Below are 24,632 nucleotides of genomic sequence, written 5' to 3' on the forward strand. Positions count from 1 at the left end.
AGAACCCCTAAGATTTATTTACATTTGATTATTGTGTTTAATCGCAGAATACCTCTGACATTGCAGTGGATAGGACCTTAGGAAAATTAACGGAAGAGCATGTCTATCAGATAATCTTTAGTCCTAATCTCATTTTTTAGCTCTCCGAATTGCATTTTTTTAATCTTCTTACTATGTTGAAATATCAATTAAAGAATTCAGCTGTCAAAAAATTAACTTTGTCGAAAAATATGTAATTTTACCCAAAGTACTTTGGTGTGTCGTAATTCAAACTTACTATAGATTAGACCAATATTACTATGCTACTCTTTTATCGGACAACAATGATAATTTTTGAGTTTCTATAATTAACTTTCGAGCTTAAAATCAATCTAAAAGGACATCCATTAACCCTAACTGTTCTAATGTACAAGACCCTACTTCTCTCTTTCCTATTTGCCTTTTCCTTGGTGCAGGCGCAAACGTTCAAGGGTCAGATCTTCATGCAGGAAAACTCTGCGATCTACTTAAACCAAGTGTATGTGACGAACCTAAACGATCAACACTCGGTACTTTCCAATTACAACGGCGAATTTGAAATCGAGGCAAAAATTGGCGATTTAATTCGTTTCACTTCCATTCTCTCCGAAAGAAAAGACATCACCGTGGATGCTCGCGCCTTGAGTTCCGGATTAAATATCATACAACTCTCTCCCATGTACCATACGATTCAAGAAGTTGTCATTGGTTGGAAACCTACAGGTAACTTACGTCGTGATGTGCTTAGCTTAAAAGAGAGCGAAAAGAAATTGGCCATTCAAAACATGCTAGGACTCCCTACCCCTAAACCGCAAAAGGGTCCTGCCCTCGATCCCATTGCAGGTTTTTCAGGAGGTGGACTGTCCTTCAATTTAGGAAGCGTTTATGAGCTTTTCTCTGGGGATCGTAAGAAAAAGCAAAGACTCTATGACTACGAGAAAATGATGGCCGGAATTAAGGACATCAAAAACTACCTGGGTCAAGATTATTTTACACGGATGAAGATACCTGCAAACATGATTGATAATTTTCTTCAGTTCGTTTATTCCTCAGACAATCTAATCCCTTTCATTGAGACGGGCAATTTAGAATCCACGAAAGTCTACATCGAAAAATACCTGCCGATCTATCAGAAAAGGCTTAGAGATTCAAATTTATCGAAGTTCACTGATGAGAAATCTTCACAATCTTCTTAAATTTGCATACGAAAATAAAACATGGGTAAAAAAAACAAACAGGCACGTTTTGCCGAAAATAGAATTCTTCCAAATGTATTCCAACCCACAAGAGAAGAAGCGCTAGAAGGCTATAAATTAAAAGGGAAATGGAGAGAGCAGGTCTTCAAAAATGACAATCCACTCGTTTTAGAGCTGGGTTGCGGAAAAGGTGAATACAGCGTAGGACTAGCCAAGGCATTTCCAGATAAGAACTTCATAGGAATCGATATTAAGGGTGCTAGATTTTGGTTTGGTGCTAAGGAAGCATACGAGACTGGACTCTCCAACGCAGTTTTTCTAAGAACTCAAATTGAACTTATTGATGGGTTCTTCGAACAAAATGAGGTGGATGAAATCTGGATCACTTTTCCAGACCCTCAAATCAAATACAGAAGAACGAAGCACCGCATGACGCATCCTGAGTTTTTGGAGCGTTACAAAAAAATTCTAAAGAAGGACGGTATCATGCACTTGAAGACCGATTCAGAATTTCTGCATGGCTACACTTTAGGTCTACTCCAGGGGCAAGGACATGAAATCCTTACCGCACATCATGATATTTATGGTGCACCGGAATACGAACCCAACACGCCCTTACTGCGTGAAATCCAAACTCACTACGAACAGTTATTTTCTGCCAAAGGAAAGACCATTACATACATTAAATTTAAAATTCATTAGATCGAATTCTATCTACTAAAGAAAAATAAGCCGTCTCAATTGGATTTTGAGGCGGTTTTCTATTTTGGGAATGTCTAGACAAAATCAACAAATAAAAAACCGTCTCAAAAATATTGAGACGGTTTCGTATACTCAGAAAATCAAATTCTTACTTTGCATCAAAGTCAGTGTCTGCATCTGCAGAAACCTTTGCGCCTTCTTCTTTTGATTTTTCTTTCTCTGCTTTTCTTTGAGATTGCCCTTCTTTGATTGAATCTGCAACTACTGATAAAAGCATATCAATAGATTTAGAAGCATCATCATTTCCAGGAATAACGAAGTCAACTTTTCTAGGATCAGAGTTTGTATCTACGATACCAAACACAGGAATACCTAATTTTTTAGCTTCTGTTACCGCAATGTGCTCTCTCATGATGTCCACTACAAAAACTGCAGAAGGTAGTCTCACCATATCAGAAATTGAACCTAAGTTCTTTTCTAAATTGGCTCTTTGTCTATCGACTTGAAGTCTTTCTTTTTTAGATAAAGTTTCGAAAGTACCGTCTTTCTTCATTTTATCAATGTGGTTCATCTTTTTAACAGCCTTTCTAATGGTAACGAAATTCGTTAACATTCCTCCAGGCCATCTTTCTGTAATATAAGGCATATTAAGTTCCGCCGCATGTTTTGCAACGACTTCTTTCGCTTGTTTTTTAGTTGCTACGAAAAGAACTTTTTTACCTGCAGAAGTGATTTTTTCTAAAGCGCTACACGCCTCGTCTAATTTCACTGCTGTTTTATGTAAGTCTACGATGTGAATACCGTTCTTCTCCATAAAAATGTATGGAGCCATATTTGGATTCCATTTTCTGGTCATGTGACCGAAATGTACACCTGCCTCTAAAAGGTCTTTAACATTTGCTTTTGCCATGTCGCTTTCTTATTTTTAGTTTACATTCCGCTATTTTGCAATCAACAACACTTTAGATGGGAGTGAAGTTTGGGTGCTAAACTAAACGGGGCATTTATTAATAATAAATAAATTGCTTAGGTTCTGAAACTTCCATTGGAAACCAAAAGGGCTTCTTGGAAAATCCCAAAGGGCTAAGGCTTGAAAATTAACGTTTAGAGAATTGGAATCTCTTTCTTGCTTTCTTCTGTCCTGGTTTCTTTCTTTCGACCATTCTTGCGTCTCTAGTAAGAAGACCGTGAGGTTTAAGAGCAAGTCTGAACTCTGCGTTAATTTCGCAAAGAGCTCTAGATACACCTAAACGAACAGCTTCCGCTTGACCGGTATTTCCTCCACCAAATACATTCACAGTAACGTCGTACTGTCCTGCAGTTTCGGTAAGTAAAAACGGTTGGTTCACTTTGTAAACCATAACATCTGTAGAGAAGTATTCTTTAGCATCTTTTCCGTTTACGATGAAATTACCAGAACCTGGTTTCACATAAACTCTAGCTACTGAAGTTTTTCTTCTTCCAATTTTATGAACTGTAGACATATTAATTATTTAAATTCGTTAACATTAATAGTTTTCGGCTGTTGAGCTTCGTGCTTATGTTCAGTCCCTTCATATAGATAAAGGTTCTTGTAAATAGCAGAACCCAATTTGTTTTTTGGAAGCATTCCTTTTACGGACTTCTCCAAAACTTTCATTGGATCTTTCTTTAATAGCTCTTCAGCTGTCTGCGACTTTTGTCCACCTGGATAACCTGTATGCCAGATGTAGGTCTTATCAGCCCACTTGTTTCCTGAAAGGGTAATTTTACCAGCGTTCAAAACAATTACGTTATCTCCACAATCAACGTGGGGAGTAAAGTTTGTTTTGTGCTTACCTCTCAAAATCTTTGCAACCGTCGAAGCTAGTCTTCCTAACGGCTGTCCTTCAGCGTCTACCACAACCCATTCTTTATTAGCGGTAGCCTTATTAGCTGAAACGGTTTTGTAACTTAATGTATTCACACTTTTTCGTTTACGATTAAACATATTTATCCCTTTACGGGTGTGCAAAGGTACACTATTTTTTTAAAATTGGAAATATTTTATTGAATGCATTTCAAGAAATAACTTGAAATTTAAGACTCTAGGTCATTTCAACCCTCTTGAGGAGCACTATACCGCATCTCAATTCAAAAGTGAGGAGAAAAACTCGGCAGCATCTTACCCTTTCTATACCTTTTGGAGCCCAGAATTAGTTTCGTAGCGACTTGCTCGGTCGAAAACTAGCAATTAAATAGTAGGCAACAAAGACGGTCGAAAATTTAATTACGGATGGAACCGCAATTTCAAAATCAAAGAATATAAATCCAAGTGCAACAAGGAGCACAATCCCAACAAGGGAAAGTCCTAGTTTTTTTGCGAGTGGCCAACTCGGACGATCTACAAAGTAGGCCATAGCCCAACCCAATCCAAATGCAAATGCATTGTACAGTGCAATACTAAATTCCGTATTCCCTAGTAAATAATAGTTAAATAGAAAACTTACCACAGTACCAATGAATAGGCATGCAATCGTATTTCGCATAGATTTATTTTTACAAAGATAATACTATTCTACTACAGGCTCCAACTCAAATTCTCAGTTTTGAATCCTATAGAAACTGGAAATTGCGGCTTTACTCCTGAATTCATATCTTTGAAGCATTGACAAATCGTTTAGATTATATATGGAAAACAAGCAATACCAACCGAAAAATAAAGTTAGAATCGTGACCGCAGCCTCCCTCTTTGATGGGCACGACGCTGCGATTAATATTATGCGCCGAATGATCCAAGCCACAGGATGCGAAGTCATTCACCTTGGACACGACAAGTCTGCGCAAGAGGTCGTAAGCACGGCAATTCAAGAAGACGCGAATGCGATCGCCCTTACATCTTACCAAGGAGGCCATAACGAGTATTTTAAATACATTTACGACCTGCTTCGTGAAAAAGGATCACCCCAGGTTAAAATTTTTGGCGGGGGTGGAGGAGTAATCCTTCCGAGTGAAATCAAAGACCTAGCAGACTACGGAATCGATCGTATTTATTCTCCGGACGACGGACGGGAACTCGGTCTGCAAGGAATGATAGACGACCTGGTATCAAAATCGGATTTCCCCACAGGCGAATCGGTAGAGGTCAAAGACCTTGACTCACTTCAATTCGAAGATTCAAAATCCATCGCTCACATGATTTCCGCAGTCGAGAATTTTTCCGACCAAAAAGCGGATCTCGTTTCAGCACTTAAAGAAAGAGCAAAAACATGTCAAGTTCCCATTTTAGGAATTACGGGAACAGGAGGCGCTGGAAAATCGTCCCTAACCGATGAAATTGTAAGACGATTTTTACGAGCGAATCCAGAGCAAAAGATAGCCATCATTTCCGTGGACCCATCCAAAAAGAAAACGGGCGGCGCCCTACTAGGAGACCGAATCCGTATGAATTCAATCCACGATTCCCGTGTGTACATGCGTTCCATGGCCACAAGAGAGAACAATGTATCCGTTTCTCCTTATATCCACTCTGCCATTGATGTTCTTAAAATAGCAGGACCGGATTTAATTATTCTTGAAACCTCTGGGATTGGACAAAGCGGATCTGAAATTACAGAAATTGCAGACGTTTCACTCTACGTTATGACTCCCGAATATGGAGCCTCAACACAGTTGGAGAAAATAGATATGCTTGATTATGCGGATTTCATTGCTTTAAACAAATCCGATAAGCGCGGAGCTCTAGATGCTTTGCAAGCGGTCAGGAAACAGTACCAACGCAATCACGTGCTGTTTGACAAGCAATTGGATGAGATGCCTGTGTATGCTACCAAAGCTAGTCAATTCAATGATTGGGGGATCACCCAGCTCTTTAATGACATCATTGAAAAGCTTAATTTGAAAATTGACGAACTCTATCAAAAGCACGACACTACATTCAGTCCTTACATCGAACACAATCACGTACAGGACTCTGTAGTGATTCCTCCAAGCCGTGTACGTTACCTTTCCGAAATCGTGGAGAACAACGATCGCTACGAAAAGGAATTACAAGAACAGGCCGAGATTGCCAAAAACCTTTACGTTTTAGAAGAGACCAAATCTTTACTTGCAGACGATGCAGAAACCAAAGAAAAACTACAAACGTTTCAAGACAAAACAAGAAAGAATTTACTTCCTGAAAACAGCGACTTTTTAGAGAACTGGGACACCTTTAAGAAGGAAATGGACCAAGACTCATTTACTTACCTTGTTAGAGGCAAAGGCATCACTGTGGAGACGAAGTCAAAAAGTTTATCCGGACTTGATATTCCTAAAATTGCACTTCCTAAATTTAAGGACTGGGGAGATCTTATCTGGTGGAAAGGAAAAGAGAACGTCCCTGGAAAATTCCCTTTCACAGCAGGAATCTATCCTTTCAAAAGAACAGGAGAAGACCCGACAAGAATGTTTGCAGGAGAAGGCGGTCCAGAGAGAACCAACCGAAGGTTCCATTACGTTTCTGCCGAAATGCCAGCGAAAAGGCTTTCCACTGCATTTGACTCGGTAACGCTTTACGGGCAAGATCCCGCTTTACCTCCCGACATTTACGGAAAGATCGGTAATGCAGGGGTATCGATTGCTACTCTTGACGATGCTAAAAAATTATACTCAGGATTTGACCTCGTCGATTCTCTCACGTCAGTCTCAATGACAATCAACGGTCCTGCACCGATGTTGTTATCGTTCTTCATGAACGCAGCAATTGATCAGAATTGTGAAAAGTACATCGAGGAAAATGGGCTTTGGGATGTAGTCGAACAGAAATTAAAAGCCAAATTCGATGACCAAGGACTAAAAAGACCGGCGTACGAAGGTCCGATTCCAAAGGGCAACAATGGACTCGGATTGAAACTTCTCGGTCTCACCGGGGACGAAGTACTAGAGAAAACGCAGTACGAGCTAATTAAGGCGCAAACCATTGCGCAAGTACGTGGAACCGTACAGGCCGACATACTTAAAGAAGACCAAGCGCAAAACACTTGTATTTTCTCTACAGAGTTCGCACTTCGATTAATGGGAGACGTACAAGAGTACTTCATTACCGAAAAGGTGAGAAATTTCTATTCGGTTTCCATATCAGGGTATCATATTGCAGAAGCTGGCGCCAATCCAATTTCGCAATTGGCTTTTACCTTAGCTAATGGATTTACCTACGTTGAATATTATCTCTCTAGAGGGATGGATATTAACGCTTTTGCCCCGAACTTATCGTTCTTCTTTTCCAACGGAATCGATCCTGAATATGCCGTCATTGGTAGGGTTGCGAGACGCATTTGGTCTAAGGCAATGAAGTTAAAATACGGTGCAGATGAGCGTTCACAAATGCTAAAATACCACATTCAAACCTCGGGTCGTTCTTTGCACGCCCAGGAAATTGATTTCAACGACATCCGTACGACCTTGCAGGCCCTCTATGCGATCTATGACAATTGCAACTCTTTGCATACCAATGCCTACGACGAAGCGATCACAACTCCTACAGAGGAGTCTGTACGTCGAGCAATGGCCATCCAGCTAATCATTAACAAGGAACTAGGCCTTGCCAAAAATGAAAACCCACTACAAGGATCTTTCATTATAGAAGAATTGACTGATTTGGTAGAGCAAGCCGTCTATCTTGAATTCGACCGCATTACGGAAAGAGGTGGAGTGCTCGGTGCCATGGAAACCATGTACCAACGTTCCAAAATCCAAGAAGAATCCATGCATTACGAATGGTTAAAGCACACAGGAGAATACCCACTCATTGGCGTAAACACCTTCTTAGGTAAGGACGGATCTCCTACGATTCTCCCAAGAGAAGTGATTCGATCCACAGAAGAAGAGAAGCAGCACCAAATTGGGAATTTGGAGGTCTACCAAAAATCCAATGAATCTCAATCCGGAGAATGGTTGGAAAAACTGCAAACCGCCGCCATTAATCAACAAAACCTCTTCGAGGTAATGATGGAAGCGGGTAAATATTGCTCTCTAGGCCAAATCACCAATGCTCTATTTGAAGTGGGTGGAAAATACCGACGAAACATGTAAATCCTGACTCGCATATTTAATCTTAAAAGCTATCCTTCGGGGTAGCTTTTTTAGTTGAAAATGAGCTCATGCCTTTAAACGATGCTTCTTTATACCCTCCACGCTATTCGATTCACTGTATTTTTAGTACATTTAAAGAAAGTAAACACAAATGAAACTATTTCAAAAGTCCACAGTCTACTTTGTCGTACTTTTACTGACACTTGGCGCTTGTGAATCGAAGAAACCCGACCTTAAACCCACTCAAAAACCGAAAGACTATACTCTAGTCGATTTTCAGCGTGCGCTTTACGAGGTCCAACTGGATTCTCTTCTTAATAAAAGCGATTTTAATGGTATCGTTTCCATCATGCAAAATGGAGAACTGTTGTTTCAAAAATCAAAAGGATTTGAAAATTTCAAAGAAAAAATCCCCATCTCGGATTCTTCTGTATTCGCAATTGCTTCTGTAAGCAAGCAGTTTGCGGCCGTGTTAACCCTCCAATTAGTAGACCAAGGAAAACTAAATCTTGAAGATTCTGTAAGTAGTTACTTAAGCGAATTCAAAAAGCCGAGTTGGAATCAAATCAAAGTGTCACAACTACTAAACCACACATCAGGAATCGTTGACTTCGCACCTAATTTAGTATCTATTCCCGGTCAACAATACCATTACTCTAACAAGGGGATTAATTTTGTTGGAAAGCTATTAGAAACCGTATCCAATCAAAAACTAGAAGAGTTGCAATCCCACTTATTCGCACAAATAGGTCTTCAAAACACCTACCCTGCCTCCCATTCTATACCGAAAAATTTCGCGTCTGCATATACGGGCCAATACAATTCTGCGCAGGTCGTTCCCCATATGCCACAGAGACTTTTAAATGAACAGATTGGTCTTGCGGCGGGTGGTATTCTATCTACTGCGAAAGACCTTCATAAATGGAATCAAGCTCTTTATTCCGGGACTTTCTTGAGCCAAGCATCTGTAGAAAGTATGCAAAACTCAACGACAAAGGCAACACATCCCATCTTAGGGGAAATTTACTATGGTTATGGAATCATGAAATCCCGTAAACAGCCCGAGAGCTATTTCCACACAGGGTATGTAAAAGGATCTGCTTCACTCTTGCTCTACTATCCTCAATCCCAAACTTCAGTCGTTATCCTTTCCAATCACGCCGATGAACGTCAAGGTAAACAGGCAATATTTGAGTACCATAAAGAAATTAAAAAACAAAGTGATCGTATTGAACTTGCCCTTGAACAGATGAAAAAAAGCAGAGGCCATAACTGAAAAAAATAAAAAAAAGAGTTATATTAGACTCTTACTAATGAATCACACACAAATTAAAAAAAACATTTTCATGAAAAAATTCATTGCTATTTCCTTACTTTCTCTTCTCGCTATGTGCACCGTTAGCACCAAATCCGATCGTTTACTATCGGTTTCTAATTTGTTAAAAATGAATTCAGAACAGATCGACGGGCTTAAATCCATCTCAATTGAAGAGCACAATGGGTTCAAATATTTAAAGAACGAGGTGAAAACAAAAGTTTTCAGCAGCGTAAGTAGCACCTCAACCTCTTCTTCTATGAATCAAGAGGATGAACAGAAAATAGTGGAGCTGCTTAAAAAGTACAAGTAATGAAGCGAGATCACTTCAAAAAATCTATGAAGACGGGGTTCTTTTTAAGCGCAGAGTTGCAATCATAATTCATTTCGTTGCATTAGTTTGCATTTCGATACCTCAACTTTTATAGTCGATCTAGTGTTTCATCGGAAATTTCTTCCACAGGTTGGCTCTTAAATTTATTAGATACGACATTCCACCGCAGGGAAAGACCTAGGACTCGGTTATCATTGTAGCTATCGGATTGGACATAGAATAAGGAATTGTCTACGATCTCTCTTTCTCCCATCCCTTTAAAAACATCATAACAGTAAAGAATCGCATCAAAATTCTTAAATCGCTTAGTCAGTATAAAATTCATTTTGCTTGTAGATAAATGGTTTATCACTCCATCATTATAGTTGGAAACCCATGTGAAGTTCGCATCAAAACTCGTGGTCTTTCCCAATTTTAATTTATTATTATAATTAAGGGTGAAACGAGGCGTAGTGCTTTTAATTATTCCTTTAAATTCATCATCCTTAAGCTTAAAGTAGACACCTTCCATCGTTAACTTCGAATTCCAATACGGTAGAATATTCATACTGTATCCCCCTGTTAGTGTTCCCACGTATGATGTATTGAAATTCTGATACGTGGTTACTAAATTATTGTTGGCGCTAGAATAAAAAGTAGATAAGAAATCTTCAATGTACATTGCTTGAGCAGAGAAGAAAAAAGTGTTGTGAAAATATTCATATCCGGCCATGTAATATTTTGTGGGCCTAATATCCTGATCTCCTACGAAACCAATGACATCGTTTTGAACCTCAAAACGATTTAGATAACTGTAATTTGGTCGCTGAATCGCTTTCTTAAAAGATATTGTACTCCCTTTCTTACTCTCCATATGATAAGAATGGAGAGCAACGTTGTAAAGCAGATGATTATACTCTCGATTTAATAAATGAGAATTTGAATCAAACGCTTCCGCCAATGTACTTTCAAATCGAACTCCAGCGGATAAAGTTTTACTCGGTGAAAGTTGAACATTCTGATTTACAAAGGATGCGATCGTTTGTTCCATATACTGGAATGGATTAAAAACTCCTTGGTTAAAATTCAAACTCTCTGATTTAATATGATTTACTTTCATCCCTAGCATCGTTTTGCCAAGAGCGTTTGTATTGGTGTAATCAGCGAAGTAATTAAATATGGGTACTTTCGTTTCAACGCGTTGTTCGATCGAACTGTTTTTGAAATCAGTTTGAGGAAGTGCTTGTTGTGCGCCCACTTTCAGTTCATTGCGCTTATTAAATTTATGGTAGAAAACCTGTGAAAACTTAAGCGTTTGAGCATCCGTGGCCAAATCCAAGGCCTGTGGCGGATTCTCTATAAATATGTTATTTTCAGAGTTCGAAAAGTTAAGATCCTGCATGAGTACCAATTTTGATTTCGGAGATAAATCCCAACTAAAATTGGATATGAGTTGATGCACCCGAAGGATTCTATTGCTTTGTGAATTAAGTTCATTTTCAAAACTAGGGACATTAGAATGAAAAATCTTGTATTCTAGGTCCGACGTTTTGACCGGTTGATAAAAATCAAAACCGTAGCTAACATATGCACTTATTTTTTTATAATTAACGTTAGAAGAAATACTGTTGTTTGTGAATGCCTTCTCTCGTAGCCCTGCGATCGAGGAAATTCCAATTTTGTAATTGTCTATCTTCGAATGTAGAATGACGTTAACCACCGCTTGAATGCGGGAGTCATACGAAGCGTTGGGAACATTTACAATTTCAATGGTCTTAACGTCTTTTGGATCAATGTTTTTTAAATAGTCTTCTATGTCCGCAGAACTCATTTGCATAAGGACTCCATTAATTTCAAGATGAATAGTTTTGTTAAATAGATAAACTCCTTCATTATCTTCTACACGCAAAATAGATATCGTTTTTAGAGCTTCCCAAGAATTGGTTTGATCCTGAAAGTCCGTTCCACGTACCTCAACAGAATAGCGATCCTCCTTCTGAGTAATTTGCACAACTCGACTTTTTGTAAGTTTCACCTCTTCAATTTTCGCCGTTTGCAGAGAATCCGCTTGTTGCGCATGGAAACACACCGCAGAAAAGGTTACAAACAGCAATAAGTTAAATTTAAGATTCAATGGGTAGTTTAGTATCATTCGTTTCTATGTAGTAAATCGTAAGGTTCCAAACGATCATAATCGCGGAAAAAAAATATAAATTTAAAAATAAGGCAATCCCTAAATGCAAAGCAATAATTGCAATCAATCCTACGCCTCGGCTTACCTTAAAGTTCATAAAAACAGGATATAGCATTTCAATTAGAATCGTGAGCCACCCTGCTACTATAAAAAGGATAGGAAATGCTCCTAATTGATCGATATTTAAGTTGAAATCATTGCTAAAATTGGGCAAATGTAGCGCTTTCCAAACCGATTCCCCATTTCTCCAATTCACTCCAGAAAGTTTCTCAACTCCTGAAATGAAATAGATAAAATTGAGATGCAACCTTTGCAATGCAAAAAATGGATAATCTTGAGTAGGCTTCCTTTTAAAAAGCATAGCAGAAACTGAAAAAGTGCGATCTGAGGGATGCAAAACAATATATAAAAGAGATAGGGAGGTGAAATAATCTGCGCCGTATGAAAAATAGTAGGCCGACTTCACTAATCCAATCTGTAAAATCAGGAGTGCAATTGCCCAAAATCGGGAACCAAACCCTAGCACAATGAACAAACATGCCGCAAAATAAAGAGCTTTAAATAAGAATACAGCCCCTTGTACATCGGGGGCAATTAAAGTCAGCCACCCGATGATATCGTCATACAAATATAAACTATGCAAATAAACGGTCTGAATATCTGCAGGGACAATTGCATTCGCACCATACAAGAAATCAAAATCCTTTTGAATCGACAAAAAATGAAGAAACATCAGAAGTCCTATTGAAATTCTAAAAAAGGCGACCGCCCTGCCCGCATGTATCGAACCAAAGAAATACTGGTGGACGCTGTTAATTAGTTGTGGAATAAACCTGCTCAATCTGAATAAGTTTAGGATGAATCATTGGATACTTTTCTAAGGTCGGGAAATGGTATAGAAAAAGCTTTGTTTTTACAGAATCTGCACTTTCATATTCCAATCTTTGATCTCCAATACGTTTAAGGATTAGTTTTAAATAGTCTTGCTTCAACTTTTGAGAAGGAGTAAGCACTTGTCCTTTCTCTTCTTTCTGTCTTCCCTCTAAATAGTCCATAAAGACAGTGTTTAAATTCGCGAATCGCAAAGAGCCCTCCTTCGTTTTCAACTCAGAATTAGAAAGGTGATTGCTTTTTACTCCCTCCCTGAAAACTTCATGCACAATCATAAAATCACTTGAGACATTAGGTGAAAAAAAACCATACCCTGTATCAAGTCCCGTATATTTAAAAAATGGATATAGCAACCTTTGATTTGCAATGCGATTAAATAATTGGTCGGTCTTTTCATTAGGCTGCTTTTCATAGAACGAAAGGTGACTATAGTACGCCGTTCTGCAAGCATTAAAAAGAAACGAAAAAATTAGCAAAAATAAAATTGCATATACAAAACCAAACCGCAACAGATCTTTGTTCATATTACTGAATTAATGAAAGACACTCTCCAAAGATAAAGTCTTGAGTGGTATTTAAAAAGGAAATCAGTTAATTTTATCCATTCTTTCAAACGCTACTACAGCAGTGTTCACCTAAGTGCTGCTTTTGTGAATTCGATCCTCAATTCTGCAGGGTAAACTAAATCGTTTGAAAAAGAGTACACCTCCCTATTTCAAATAATAAAAGCCTTACTTTTGTACAGTGAACACGCAGCGAATTATACTAGGAATTGACCCAGGAACGACCATCATGGGATTTGGAATCATCTCCGTGGAAAAGGAGAAGATTCAACTTGTCTCCATTCATGAACTTATCCTTAAAAAATATCCAAATCACGAAACTAAACTAAAGCACATTTTCGAAAGAACCTTGGCCCTTATCGACGAATACCATCCAGACGAAGTGGCCTTAGAAGCCCCCTTTTATGGGAAGAACGTGCAATCCATGTTGAAACTTGGTCGAGCGCAGGGAGTTGCAATGGCAGCCTCACTTTATCGTGATATTCCAATTAAAGAGTATTCTCCAAAAAAAATCAAAATGGCGATCACCGGCAATGGAAATGCCAGCAAAGAGCAAGTAGCTGCCATGCTCAAGACTTTACTCAATCTAAAGGAATTTCCCACGAAATACCTAGATGCCTCCGACGGACTCGCCGTCGCCGTCTGCCATCACTACAATTCCAATGCGATTCAAGTGGACAAATCGTATAGCGGATGGGATAGTTTTCTAAAACAAAACCCTGACCGAATCAAATAACTACCTAATTTTCAGTTCTCTTGAATTGTAAATACAATTTACAATCATTTTACTTGGTTAAACCTAATACTATCTGTAACATTGTTGTGAAAAATAGCACTTATTAGTTTTAGTCACACTTGTTATGAACAAACCACATCACAATACAAAACCTACAAACCATTCCATGAATTGGTTTCAGAAATTTCTAATCCTATGCTCCGGAGGAAACCTTATTCTCTTAAAAAAGTCTCCAAGCGAATGGAACAAATTTGCGGGCATTGGCGGAGTTATCTTATTTACGGCCGCGTTCGCCACGCTTTCAGCTGGATATGCTCTTTACACTGTCTTTGATAACTTTTGGGCCGCTAGTGCATTTGGCCTGCTTTGGGGTTTGATGATTTTTAATTTAGACCGCTATATCGTTTCTTCTATTAAAAAAACAGGGACATTTTGGAATCAGTTTTTCATGGCGATGCCAAGAATACTACTCGCTACTTTCCTGGGCATTGTCATTTCAAAACCATTGGAACTAAAGGTTTTTGAAAAAGAAGTAAACAAACAACTTAGTACTATCATTCAGCGCAACAAAGCAGAATTGCAATCCGAAATGAATGCAAGAATTCTTAAGCAAAACAGTCCGTTCGAAGAGGAAAAGAAACAAATTGCGGAAAAGACGGCCAGCCTGAGAGCCTCCTACGATTCTGCTTCTGTCGAATTGGAAAAAGAAATCCTTGGAACCAAAACAGGACTTACCTCCGGTAAAGAAGGATACGGCCCCAATGCAAGACGTAAGTCCGAACTAAAGGAACAGAGGCGTATTGATTTGGACAATTACCAAAAGAGTGTAGCGCAGCGGACCGACTATTTGGATCAGGAAATTTCAAAGGTCTACCAAAACTTAGAGACAGAGCGTAAAAAAACAGACGTTTTTGAAGAAGGCTTTAATGGATTTGCAGCGAGACTTCAAGCTCTTGACGAACTCGGGGAAAATTCCAAGATCATGGCACTTGCTTCGCTTTTCATCATGGGTCTTTTTATTGCCCTCGAAATTTCTCCCGTACTTGTAAAACTGATCTCGCCCATTGGACCCTACGACTATTTACTCGATGAGCACGAGCATAATTTTAAACTCTACTCAAATGAAAAAATTGAAAAAGGAAAACTCGCGAGTGAGTGGCGACTTAAAAACTATCCTCAAGAACTAGAGGACTTACTTTCTAAACCAAAGGATCCTACGAGAGATCCTCATTCCTAAACCCAAACCTATAGGTCAAAAAAAATACTGCATACGAGTCGCATGCAGTATTTTTATCTTTAAGAAAGAACTTAATTTCCTTCCATAATTCTCAAAGTTGAGCTTTGCCTAAACTCTTTTTTTCGATCGTAAAACGCGCGGCAAAGTTTTCCTTTCAAGGTGTAGTTTCCTTTCGTAAGTACAATGAAATTTTTATCTCTTTTGTATATCGGCAAATTGTAAGTTTCGGTCCCAGTAAATCTTAAAATCAGATCGCAATTGGATTCGTTGTACACAATTAGTGAAATCTTTTCACTGTCATTGGAATTTAACAAAATATCCAATGATTCCGCTGCCGTTTGATGTTTGGCAATGGAATCTCGCTCCATCAAAATCTCAAATTCAGTCCGAACTACATTCTTGGGTACAACCTTAGGCTTTTGCTCTACTTCTGTCTTCACAACTTGCAACCGTGGGGCGCAAGAAAAACTAAATAAAAGAAGAAATAGTCCCAGGAGAAGGACCGCGCTTTTCTTTTCCATTTACAATGAATAATTTGGAGCTTCCTGCGTAATGATTACATCATGAGGATGCGACTCTTTCAAACCTGACCCTGTAATTTGGACCATTTTCGTATCGTTTTGAAGTGCCTCAATGTCTTTCGCACCGCAATAGCCCATTCCTGCTCTTACTCCTCCTGTTAATTGGAACACCACGTCTTCAATCTTTCCTTTGTGGGGAACTCTCCCTTCAATTCCTTCAGGTACAAATTTTTTCGCTTCGCTTTGGAAGTATCTTTCTTTTCCGCCTCGTTTCATGGCAGAAAGACTTCCCATTCCTTGGTAAGACTTAAACTTACGGCCTTGGAAAATAATTTCCTCACCGGGAGCTTCGTCTGTTCCTGCAAGCAAAGAACCTAGCATCACAGCACCTGCACCACTAGCGATTGCTTTCACAATGTCTCCAGATAGTTTAATCCCACCGTCTGCGATGACCGCCACATTTTTCGTCTTTGCATACTCAAACACATTGTAGATCGCAGAAAGCTGTGGAACTCCAACACCGGCTACTACTCGGGTTGTACAAATCGAACCTGGGCCCACTCCCACTTTAAGAACGTTGGCTCCTGCTGCAATAAGATCTTCGGCTGCTTTAGCTGTCACAATATTTCCTCCTACAATATCAAGTTCAGGGAAATTAGAGCGAATTTCTTTTACTTTATCTAGTACACCTTTGGAATGTCCATGGGCGGAATCGACTGCGATAATATCCACTCCTGCATCCACTAGCGCTTGAACACGAGCAATGGTATCTTCTCCGATTCCGACTCCGGCGCCCACTAGTAAGCGTCCACTTTCGTCCTTATTTGCATTCGGGTATTCAAGTTGATTGTCAATGTCTTTTATGGTAATTAGACCCACGAGTTTAAATTTCTCGTCAACGATCGGTAATTTCTCGATTCTATTTTTGAGTAGAATTTCTTTTGCGTCTTCAAGAGTAGTGCCTTTGTCAGAAGTAATAAGATCCTCTTTGGTCATTAACTCCTCTACTTTCGCATCAAGATTCTCTTGGTATTTCACATCACGGTTCGTGATAATTCCAATTAAAGTATTATCACCGTCTACCACCGGAAGTCCAGAAATTTTGAATTTTGCCATTAAATCTCTTGCTTCTCCAAGAGTATGGTCTTTTGATAAAGTAACAGGATCCGCAATCATTCCATTCTCAGAACGTTTTACGCGGTTCACTTGACCCGCCTGCTCTTCAATGCTCATGTTTTTATGAATAAACCCTAAGCCTCCAATACGAGCTAGAGCAATTGCCATGTCCGCTTCTGTCACAGTATCCATTGCAGCAGATACGATGGGAACATTAAGCGTAATTTTATCAGAAAGTCTTGATTTTAGAGAGACCTGGTTAGGTAGTACTTCAGAATAAGAAGGAATAAGAAGAACGTCATCGAAAGTGATGGCTGTCTCCACGATTTTGTTATGTATAGACATCTTTTACTTTCTGTGCAAAATTAAACCTTTTATTTGAAAAGTAAAAATTTTCTCCAATATGTTACTGAAAATTAACACAAATCGTGAAATTCGGTTTTATCTATCAACATGGAATTTATAAATTTCGTGTACGAGAAATAGCTTCCGTTGCATCGTGACTTCTGGAATAATTAATCAAATCCGAAAGATCCTTCTCCGTAAACTTTCCACTTACATCAATGTAGACAAGTTCTGAATCGGATTTCACCGCAATTAAAAATTTTCGAATTTGATTGGATCTTCGCTGCACGCCAAAATCGATAGTTTCAGAATCTTTTTTAACGCTAACCCAGGGTTCAATGTCTCTTTGGTTCATAAATCGAGTGAAATTACGGTTTAACTCTTTACTCGAGTTTTGGACAGTAAAGATTTGAACGTCTGATATTTTCTTCAGAAGAGCAATCATTGCGGGTCCATCGGGCTCATCTCGCAGAGCAATTTTTACGACAGGCTTCGCAAGCCACATAGGAACATTTACCTTGACATAGTTCGCATCGGCGAAACCGGGAGTATCTTCATTAAAAAAATTAGCGTTTTGCTTTTTCGAAACCATACACGATTGTAGCACCGCTCCGAAAACAACAAGTAAAAAAAAGGATTTAAAATTTTTCATGGTGGTTCTTATAATGATTTATAACTGCCTGCTGATTTTAATTTCACTTGGGAAGCGGGTTTTGGATTGGAACGGTATCTAACCGAACCACTAGAACTCACCTCGCCCTCCACACTCTTCGTAGCATTAATCTTCAAATTCCCCGCAGAAGAGACATCTAATCTAACGACCTCCGATTTGAGGTCCTGCGCATTGATTGTTGCTGCACTGGATACTTCATAAGCGGCAGCTGTAGCGAGCCCGTTTAAGGACACGTTCACGCCGCTAGATGCCTTTACATCGAGAGACTTTGTATTCACATTTAAAGCTCCGTTTGAGCCTGAGCTTGCGTGCAAATTCACACTGTCGGTGGCATCAAGGTCTAGGGAAAGACGAGCACCTGAAGAGATCTTTAAATCAAAATTTCTCCCTGACACACGATTTAGACCATTAAAATTTGCTCCTCCCGCTACATTGACATCCGTTACGTTGGGTGCGGACACTTCCACGTGCAAGTTCTTAAAGGAAATTCCTTTCTTGTTTGGAGATTCGATAAAAACTCTCAAAATTCCACTCGCTACTTCTGTCTTAACATATTGCAATTTGTCTCCATCTGCGCTGACTGTCACCTTTTGCTCTGGGCTTTGGGTAAATGAAACCTTCACACCCGAGCTCGCACTAATTCCATTAAACTTTTCTACCCTACGAACTTCTCGAGTTAAAATACTAGAATTTGAACCACGGTTTTCGCTTTGTTCAAGACTTGAATTTAGAGAGGACTGACTTTTCGTGGCTAAATTGTTCACATCTTCCATCGAAATCTTCCCATCGAGAAGCATGAACACCATATTTTCTCCCGTGGTGACACTTAAAAGTAGATCATTTAAAGTATCCCCTTTTGTATCGGCGGCTAAGAAACGTACTTTACTGTCATTGCTGTTCACCGTGATAAGCTCCTCATATTGGAGATTTTGAATGGAAGAGATTAAACCCTGTCGCAGATTCGAAAGGGATTGTGACTTACCTTCAGAGGGTTCCACAATTAGGATTCGAATACCATCGATCTTGCCCAGCATCGGTTGAATCGTTTCCAGCTCCGCATCTTGTAAATCCAATTGACTTAAAAGACTAAACATAGGCTTGGCAATCTTGATCGAAGTAATGCCCTCGGTATTTTGATACCGATCAAAGAGCTCTATGATTTTTGTTTTTTGTCCAAATACATTGAGAACAGATCCCAAGAACAAAAAACTAAGTATTATTTTTTTCATTGCTTTGTAATTAAAATTCAACATTTTCAAATGTGGCGTCAGCCTTGGCTACAGTTTGGGAAACTTTGTCCGACAAAATTCTTAACGAGTATTTTGTAATATCAATGGCTTCGGCTTCATTTTCAATCTTCTGACCATTAATTATAACATAATTGTCTTGGTATTCTTCCTTCACTCCACTTGAGCTTTTCTTTGGTTCCGAAGTTTTCACTTCTTTAGGTTCATTTTGTACATAACGGACTTTCCCGTGTTTCTTTAGTCGACCTCTAGTAGGCAATATCGTATTGAGTACCTCCTGCTCCGCATTTGAGGCTTGCCTATTTTTTCCGATCGAATCTAGTGTTGAATGGGACTCCTGCTTCTTCTCTACCTTCGCTTGGGCTTGATTCTCCAATTCAAAACTTTGTTTTTCTGATAAGATCGCTTCCTTCACTTGTCTATCGGCAAACTGCACCTTTGTTTCCGATGGGGACTTCATAAAATAACCCACCCCTAAGGCTACCAGCAGTGTCACACTTGCGGCCACAAGAAAATAAGGTCTAGAGTTCCTCTTTCTTGAATTCCCAACTACTAATTCTTTCTTAGGCGCACTTTGAGCCTCTTCTATAAAATCTTTGAATTCCCATTCAAGTGAATCGTCTTTTAAGTCTTTTAAAAGATCTTTATAGGTCTGTGGATAGTTCTCTTTTTTCATAATTCATCAGTTCTGTAATTTTGAAGCGTAGCTTTTCTCGGGCCCTATTTAAGTTTACGCGCACGGCATTGGCTTCCATTTGCAACACTTCACATATTTCTGATACTTCGTATTCTTCTACATCCTTTAGGTGAACAACCAATTTCTGTTTTTCAGGCAACTGATCGATAAACTTTAGTATCTGCTCCTTCAAATTGTTAGGCTCCGCTTTACTGGGTTCACTTCGGTGCAAGGTAAAACTTGCAAACCCTAATTTTACATCCTCATGCTTAAGCCTGTTCAAGCATTCATTCTTGACGCATCGTAGAGCAAACGATTTCAAATTTTGATATTCATGCAGAGTCTCACGTTTTTGCCAAAATTTAATCATCAAATCTTGCACAATATCTTGCGCTTCGTCACTGCTTCGCACGAATTTTTTGGCAAAACGATACATCTCATCTTTGAGAGTAAATACGGTCGCTTCAAAATCGTACTGAGTCATATTTTTGGGTTCTAATAGTAAGACAATACCAAGTCTTAAAGTATTACATCGAATCGAAAAAATCCGTCAAAAAAAGACGGATTTTATTATTTAGTTTCCTAGAGTCGCTTCTACTGCTGCTCGTATACATATTTTAGAATTGCTTTGTCGCTCTCCAAAAGAGGAATTTTTCGTCTTGACATTGCTTTCTCTGCTACTTCGTAGGCCTTTTCTATTCTAAACTTAGGATCTCCTTTCATTCCACCCCAGGAAAAATGCTCCACTAAATTGGGTGGGAAACCACTTTTAAAAATATTAGCCCCTACGCCTACAACCGTTCCTGTATTTAGCTGCGTATTAATTGCCGTTTTTGAATGATCCGCCATGATTAGACCCGCAAATTGAAGTCCGGTCCCTTCGAAGCGTTTGGTTCGGTAGCTCCAGAGTTTCACTTCTGCGTAATTGTTCTTTAAATTGGATGAATTTGTATCGGCTCCTAAATTACACCATTCACCAATCACAGAGTTTCCGACAAAACCGTCGTGCCCTTTGTTTGAGTAGCCAAAAATAATGATATTATTAATTTCCCCTCCTACTTTGCAATGAGGACCAATCGTAGTGGCTCCATACACTTTTGCCCCTAAATTGAATTTAGAATGATCTCCCAAAACAATAGGCCCGCGCAAATGACAACCTTCCATTACTTCCGCATCCTTCCCAATATAAATTTTACCGCTTCTTGTATTTAATGTTGCAAACTCTAACTCGGCACCCGGTTCAATAAACAGATCCTTTGGATCTCCAAGAAACCCACAAGTCTCAGAAAGAGGTGCGGAGGTTCTTCCCTTGGTGACAAGCTCAAAATCGAAATCGATGGCCTCCTTATTAAAGGTAAACAAATCCGTCGGCTGCGAGTAAAACAAAAGATCTTCTGTAATATCCGTCATCTTCTCAATTTGGCTCAAAGAGAAATCCTTCATATTCACTCTGGCCACTAGAAGTTCATTTTTATAAACAAGTGCTTCTCCCAAACTCAAAGATCGGATTTGCTCAAGTACACTCGGAGTGGGTAAAAAATTAGGAACTATAAATAAACTCTCTACCATTTCCGGCGCTGGGAACTTAGCCTCGAGATACGCTTCAGTCACATAACTTGCTCGATCTGTATCTAAAAGTTTTTGCCACCGTTCAGCAAACGTATAAATACCACAACGCATCGAGGCCACTGGCCTAGTATAAGTCAATGGAAGAAAATCCTCCCAATATTGGGCATCTGAAAAAACTAATTGAATCATAAATAACGTCTTATCTTGGTATCAAAAATACGATAATTCTGTTATTGCTACCTACTCTAACCAAAAATAACCACAAAAAAAGCTGCTCCTTTTGGCACAGCTTTGTTAATTAAATACTTCTTTTTCCCAGTGGGTAAAAAGAAAAGTAAATATCCGCTTACTTTGCGAACTTTTTGTATTTGTTCATGAATTTGTCTACACGACCTGCCGTGTCAACCAATTTCACTTTCCCAGTATAAAATGGGTGAGATGTAGAAGAGATCTCCATTTTGATCAATGGGTATGTAGATCCTTCGAACTCAATTGTGTCTTTTGTTTCTGCAGTTGATTTGCAAAGAAACATCTCGTCGTTACTCATATCTTTGAAAACAACAAGTCTATAATTTTCTGGGTGAATTCCTTGTTTCATAATAAAAATTTTAAAAAAAATTAAAGGTTTGCTTCAGAAGTAGTAATGGATATTCCTCTGCTAAAATTTAGACTGCAAAATTAAGACTTTTTTTCAATTACACAAAATGATTTGCAATAAAAATTAAGTCAAAAGTAAACCGATTTTATTACATTTGAAGACAAAGTAAGCTAACTGCAATTTTACCAGTCGACCTCCGTGTATTTAATCACTAAAATGGCAACTTACTTTACAAAAGCAGGAAAATATTCAGGATAAAATAAACAGTTTAAGAATTGGAAATCACACAATTACAAGCTAGGGTAGATCAGTGGATCGAGACTATTGGGGTACGCTATTTTAGTGAACTTACCAACATGGCGATCCTTACTGAAGAAGTAGGAGAAGTGGCTAGAATCATAGCCCGGCGTTATGGAGAACAAAGCGAAAAGCCCAGTGATCAAGAAAAAGATTTAGGCGAAGAGCTTGCGGACGTTCTTTTTGTCACTTTATGTCTCGCTAATCAAACCGGTATCAATCTCCAAGATGCTTTTGATCGCAAGATGCTTTTGAAGACAAAACGCGATGAGCAAAGACATCAAAACAATCCAAAATTAAAATAAAGCATTACTTATTAGAGCGTATGTTACTTAAACACTCCACATTAACACCCAATCAAACCGTACAAATTTGCGGCTCAAAAAGCGTTTCCAATCGCCTCATTATATTAAATGCCCTTTTCCAAAACGTAAAAATGGAAAATCTTTCGGATTCGAAAGACACGCAGGTTTTAATGAATGCAATTCAAAGTGAGGACCAAACGATTAACATTGGACACGCAGGGACTGCGATGCGCTTTCTAACCTCCTATTATGCAATTCAGGAGGGCGAAGTAAAAATTTTAACGGGCTCCGCACGCATGAAACAGCGTCCAATAGGGCCTTTAGTTGAAGCGCTACGTGAACTCGGGGCCGAAATTGAATACGTTGAGAAAGAAGGGTATCCACCTTTAAAAATAACAGGACGCAAAATCCAAAAGAGTAAAGTTCGGATTGCTTCCGATATATCAAGTCAGTACATTACCTCTCTAATGTTAATTGGTGCGAAACTGATTCATGGGATCCGTATTGAACTCGAAGGAGAAATCACCTCCAAACCCTATCTCCTACTCACCAGAAGACTTCTAAAGAACATTGGAATAGAGGTTCAGATATCCGATAATAGAATTGATATAAAACCCTTAAAACTGGAAGAAAAGCTATCCAACACTACGTTTGTAGAAGTAGAAAGCGACTGGTCCTCAGCATCGTATTTTTACTCCCTGGCAGCCATTGCAAGACAGCCTATTAAGCTTCGTAGTTTCAAAAGCCATTCCTATCAAGGAGATTCAGCCTTAAAGAGGTATTACTGGGAGTTTTTCGGCGTGAACACAGTCACTGACACTCAGGAAACCCTAATCAGTCTACTGCCAGAGCTAATCCATTACCCTGAGGCAATTACTGCGGATTTAAACGACAGTCCAGACATTGCACAAACGCTTTGTGTGACGGCTGCGATCTTAAAAATTCCCTTTTATTTTACGGGACTTAAGACTTTAAAAATAAAAGAAACAGACCGACTTCTAGCCCTTCAACAAGAACTAAAAAAAATAGGTTGTATTGTGAAGGTGACAGAAGAAACGATCGAGACCTTGGAATACACATCCCCGGACTCCTCCATCGAAATCGAGACTTATGACGACCATCGAATGGCCATGAGTTTTGCTCCATATCTATTGCAAGGGGATCTGAAAATTTTAGATCCTATGGTGGTTGAAAAGTCTTATCCTAAATTTTGGAGCGATTTAAAGCACGTAACAAAACCTATCAAAACAAATAACATTGAATAAAGTAATCGTAATCACGGGGAGTTCCACGGGAATTGGCAAGACCCTAGCGGAGCATCTTTCCGCACAAGGGCACACCGTCTATGGTCTAAGTCGTAAAGACATTCAAAACCCACAGTTTCAAACGGTCCCTACCGATATAACCCAAAAGGCTGAAATTGCTTCTGCCCTTTCCTATATCCTAGAAAAGGAAAAAAGAGTAGATGTTTTGATTAACAACGCTGGAATGGGAATGGTCGGCGCCATTGAAGACGCACAAAAAAATGAAATACAAAACCTATTCGCCTTAAACCTAATTGGAACCGTGGAAATGATTTCCGCTGTCCTTCCTAGTATGCGCGAAAGAAAAACAGGACAAATTATTAATATCTCAAGTATTGGATCTGAAATGGGACTTCCGTTTCGCGGCTTTTACAGTGCTTCAAAAGCTGCTGTAGACCGCGTTACCGAAGCTATCCGATATGAAGTACGACCCTGGAACGTCCAAATTTGCAGTCTGCATCTGGGCGACATCCAAACCAATATAGCGGATTCCCGGGTGAAAAGCTCCGTTTCAAAGCCATACGAAGAGCTTTTCAATAAAGTATATGGTCTGATGAATACACACGTCGACAAAGGAAGTACGACCTTAGAAGTCGCTCAGTACATAGAGTCTCTACTCCAAAAGAAAAATTGGAAGGCCCATTACTATTTCGGTAAATTAGGTCAGAGAATTGGAGTTCCGCTCAAATGGCTCTTGCCTCAGAACTTCTACGAAACCCTTATGAGGAAATACAACAAAATAGAGTAATACCCCTGTGATTTCACCCACAAAAGCATCCCATCTCG

Annotated in this window: 25 protein-coding genes; 10 read left to right on the forward strand and 15 right to left on the reverse strand. The window is 39.2% G+C overall.

Going from position 1 to position 24,632, the window contains the following annotated elements; genetic code table 11:
- Positions 1-404 precede the first annotated feature (404 nt).
- A complete protein-coding gene (locus ACX3PU_RS09405) occupies positions 405-1,214 on the forward strand; it encodes a hypothetical protein (protein ID WP_459084781.1) in 810 nt (269 codons plus the stop codon).
- Positions 1,215-1,235: 21 nt separating this feature from the next.
- The gene (trmB, locus tag ACX3PU_RS09410; protein ID WP_459084782.1) at positions 1,236-1,916 is read left to right on the forward strand and encodes a tRNA (guanosine(46)-N7)-methyltransferase TrmB; all 681 of its coding nucleotides are present in this window, start codon (positions 1,236-1,238) and stop codon (positions 1,914-1,916) included.
- Between the two features lie 148 nt (positions 1,917-2,064).
- Here trmB and rpsB read toward each other — a convergent pair whose 3' ends face one another.
- The 4 genes from rpsB to ACX3PU_RS09430 all read right to left on the reverse strand — a co-directional run bounded on the left by rpsB (position 2,065) and on the right by ACX3PU_RS09430 (position 4,423).
- Positions 2,065-2,826 carry a 30S ribosomal protein S2 gene (gene rpsB / locus ACX3PU_RS09415; protein ID WP_459084783.1) on the reverse strand — a complete coding sequence of 254 codons (762 nt, stop codon included), beginning with the start codon at positions 2,824-2,826 and terminating at the stop codon, positions 2,065-2,067.
- A 187-nt stretch (positions 2,827-3,013) separates the two neighbouring features.
- The gene (rpsI, locus tag ACX3PU_RS09420; RefSeq protein ID WP_459084784.1) at positions 3,014-3,400 is read right to left on the reverse strand and encodes a 30S ribosomal protein S9; all 387 of its coding nucleotides are present in this window, start codon (positions 3,398-3,400) and stop codon (positions 3,014-3,016) included.
- Between the two features lie 5 nt (positions 3,401-3,405).
- Positions 3,406-3,861: a 50S ribosomal protein L13 gene (gene rplM / locus ACX3PU_RS09425; RefSeq protein ID WP_459084785.1), complete on the reverse strand. Its 456-nt coding sequence runs from the start codon at positions 3,859-3,861 to the stop codon at positions 3,406-3,408.
- A 229-nt stretch (positions 3,862-4,090) separates the two neighbouring features.
- Positions 4,091-4,423 (reverse strand): hypothetical protein, encoded by a 333-nt coding sequence (locus ACX3PU_RS09430; protein ID WP_459084786.1) that lies wholly within the window; start codon positions 4,421-4,423, stop codon positions 4,091-4,093.
- A 142-nt stretch (positions 4,424-4,565) separates the two neighbouring features.
- Between ACX3PU_RS09430 and ACX3PU_RS09435 the strand changes: the two genes are divergently transcribed.
- From ACX3PU_RS09435 to ACX3PU_RS09445, 3 genes are all read left to right on the forward strand, one after another.
- Positions 4,566-7,946, forward strand: coding sequence for a methylmalonyl-CoA mutase family protein (locus ACX3PU_RS09435; RefSeq protein ID WP_459084787.1), 3,381 nt, complete (start codon positions 4,566-4,568; stop codon positions 7,944-7,946).
- Between the two features lie 151 nt (positions 7,947-8,097).
- The gene (locus ACX3PU_RS09440) at positions 8,098-9,222 is read left to right on the forward strand and encodes a serine hydrolase domain-containing protein (RefSeq protein WP_459084788.1); all 1,125 of its coding nucleotides are present in this window, start codon (positions 8,098-8,100) and stop codon (positions 9,220-9,222) included.
- Between the two features lie 70 nt (positions 9,223-9,292).
- Positions 9,293-9,574 carry a hypothetical protein gene (locus ACX3PU_RS09445; protein ID WP_459084789.1) on the forward strand — a complete coding sequence of 94 codons (282 nt, stop codon included), beginning with the start codon at positions 9,293-9,295 and terminating at the stop codon, positions 9,572-9,574.
- A gap of 109 nt (positions 9,575-9,683) precedes the next feature.
- Here ACX3PU_RS09445 and ACX3PU_RS09450 read toward each other — a convergent pair whose 3' ends face one another.
- The 3 genes from ACX3PU_RS09450 to ACX3PU_RS09460 all read right to left on the reverse strand — a co-directional run bounded on the left by ACX3PU_RS09450 (position 9,684) and on the right by ACX3PU_RS09460 (position 12,823).
- The gene (locus ACX3PU_RS09450) at positions 9,684-11,726 is read right to left on the reverse strand and encodes an outer membrane beta-barrel protein (protein WP_459084790.1); all 2,043 of its coding nucleotides are present in this window, start codon (positions 11,724-11,726) and stop codon (positions 9,684-9,686) included.
- Positions 11,698-12,501: an HTTM domain-containing protein gene (locus ACX3PU_RS09455; RefSeq protein ID WP_459084791.1), complete on the reverse strand. Its 804-nt coding sequence runs from the start codon at positions 12,499-12,501 to the stop codon at positions 11,698-11,700. The genes ACX3PU_RS09450 and ACX3PU_RS09455 overlap by 29 nt, the downstream gene beginning before the upstream one ends.
- 79 nt (positions 12,502-12,580) lie before the next feature.
- Positions 12,581-12,823, reverse strand: a complete 243-nt coding sequence (locus ACX3PU_RS09460) for a hypothetical protein (protein WP_459084792.1) — start codon at positions 12,821-12,823, stop codon at positions 12,581-12,583.
- A gap of 580 nt (positions 12,824-13,403) precedes the next feature.
- Between ACX3PU_RS09460 and ruvC the strand changes: the two genes are divergently transcribed.
- Together ruvC and ACX3PU_RS09470 are read left to right on the forward strand one after the other, a co-directional pair.
- The gene (ruvC, locus tag ACX3PU_RS09465; protein WP_459084793.1) at positions 13,404-13,958 is read left to right on the forward strand and encodes a crossover junction endodeoxyribonuclease RuvC; all 555 of its coding nucleotides are present in this window, start codon (positions 13,404-13,406) and stop codon (positions 13,956-13,958) included.
- A gap of 124 nt (positions 13,959-14,082) precedes the next feature.
- Complete coding sequence (locus tag ACX3PU_RS09470) at positions 14,083-15,195, forward strand: DUF4407 domain-containing protein (protein WP_459084794.1); 1,113 nt, start codon at positions 14,083-14,085, stop codon at positions 15,193-15,195.
- Between the two features lie 71 nt (positions 15,196-15,266).
- On the opposite strand, the gene ACX3PU_RS09475 is transcribed toward ACX3PU_RS09470, so the two are convergent.
- From ACX3PU_RS09475 to ACX3PU_RS09510, 8 genes are all read right to left on the reverse strand, one after another.
- Positions 15,267-15,716, reverse strand: coding sequence for a DUF6759 domain-containing protein (locus tag ACX3PU_RS09475; protein WP_459084795.1), 450 nt, complete (start codon positions 15,714-15,716; stop codon positions 15,267-15,269).
- Positions 15,717-17,177, reverse strand: coding sequence for an IMP dehydrogenase (guaB, locus tag ACX3PU_RS09480; protein ID WP_459084796.1), 1,461 nt, complete (start codon positions 17,175-17,177; stop codon positions 15,717-15,719). It lies immediately after the preceding gene.
- Positions 17,178-17,292: 115 nt separating this feature from the next.
- Positions 17,293-17,829 (reverse strand): DUF4252 domain-containing protein, encoded by a 537-nt coding sequence (locus ACX3PU_RS09485; protein ID WP_459084797.1) that lies wholly within the window; start codon positions 17,827-17,829, stop codon positions 17,293-17,295.
- A gap of 8 nt (positions 17,830-17,837) precedes the next feature.
- Positions 17,838-19,079, reverse strand: coding sequence for a DUF4252 domain-containing protein (locus ACX3PU_RS09490; protein WP_459084798.1), 1,242 nt, complete (start codon positions 19,077-19,079; stop codon positions 17,838-17,840).
- 10 nt (positions 19,080-19,089) lie between these two features.
- Complete coding sequence (locus ACX3PU_RS09495) at positions 19,090-19,773, reverse strand: hypothetical protein (protein WP_459084799.1); 684 nt, start codon at positions 19,771-19,773, stop codon at positions 19,090-19,092.
- On the reverse strand, positions 19,742-20,257 hold the full coding sequence (locus tag ACX3PU_RS09500; protein ID WP_459084800.1) for an RNA polymerase sigma factor: 516 nt from the start codon (positions 20,255-20,257) through the stop codon (positions 19,742-19,744). The genes ACX3PU_RS09495 and ACX3PU_RS09500 overlap by 32 nt, the downstream gene beginning before the upstream one ends.
- Before the next feature lie 110 nt (positions 20,258-20,367).
- Positions 20,368-21,531 carry a GlmU family protein gene (locus ACX3PU_RS09505; RefSeq protein ID WP_459084801.1) on the reverse strand — a complete coding sequence of 388 codons (1,164 nt, stop codon included), beginning with the start codon at positions 21,529-21,531 and terminating at the stop codon, positions 20,368-20,370.
- A gap of 157 nt (positions 21,532-21,688) precedes the next feature.
- Positions 21,689-21,940, reverse strand: coding sequence for a type B 50S ribosomal protein L31 (locus ACX3PU_RS09510; RefSeq protein ID WP_459084802.1), 252 nt, complete (start codon positions 21,938-21,940; stop codon positions 21,689-21,691).
- 275 nt (positions 21,941-22,215) lie between these two features.
- Between ACX3PU_RS09510 and ACX3PU_RS09515 the strand changes: the two genes are divergently transcribed.
- Genes ACX3PU_RS09515 through ACX3PU_RS09525 form a run of 3 tightly spaced genes read left to right on the forward strand, consistent with a single transcriptional unit; the run spans position 22,216 to position 24,594 of the window.
- On the forward strand, positions 22,216-22,542 hold the full coding sequence (locus ACX3PU_RS09515) for a nucleotide pyrophosphohydrolase (protein WP_459084803.1): 327 nt from the start codon (positions 22,216-22,218) through the stop codon (positions 22,540-22,542).
- Between the two features lie 20 nt (positions 22,543-22,562).
- A complete protein-coding gene (locus ACX3PU_RS09520) occupies positions 22,563-23,807 on the forward strand; it encodes a 3-phosphoshikimate 1-carboxyvinyltransferase (RefSeq protein WP_459084804.1) in 1,245 nt (414 codons plus the stop codon).
- The gene (locus ACX3PU_RS09525) at positions 23,800-24,594 is read left to right on the forward strand and encodes an SDR family oxidoreductase (protein ID WP_459084805.1); all 795 of its coding nucleotides are present in this window, start codon (positions 23,800-23,802) and stop codon (positions 24,592-24,594) included. Before ACX3PU_RS09520 ends, ACX3PU_RS09525 begins: the two co-directional genes overlap by 8 nt.
- Positions 24,595-24,632: the final 38 nt, after the last annotated feature.

It is taken from the genome of Chryseobacterium sp. A301 (assembly GCF_054489425.1).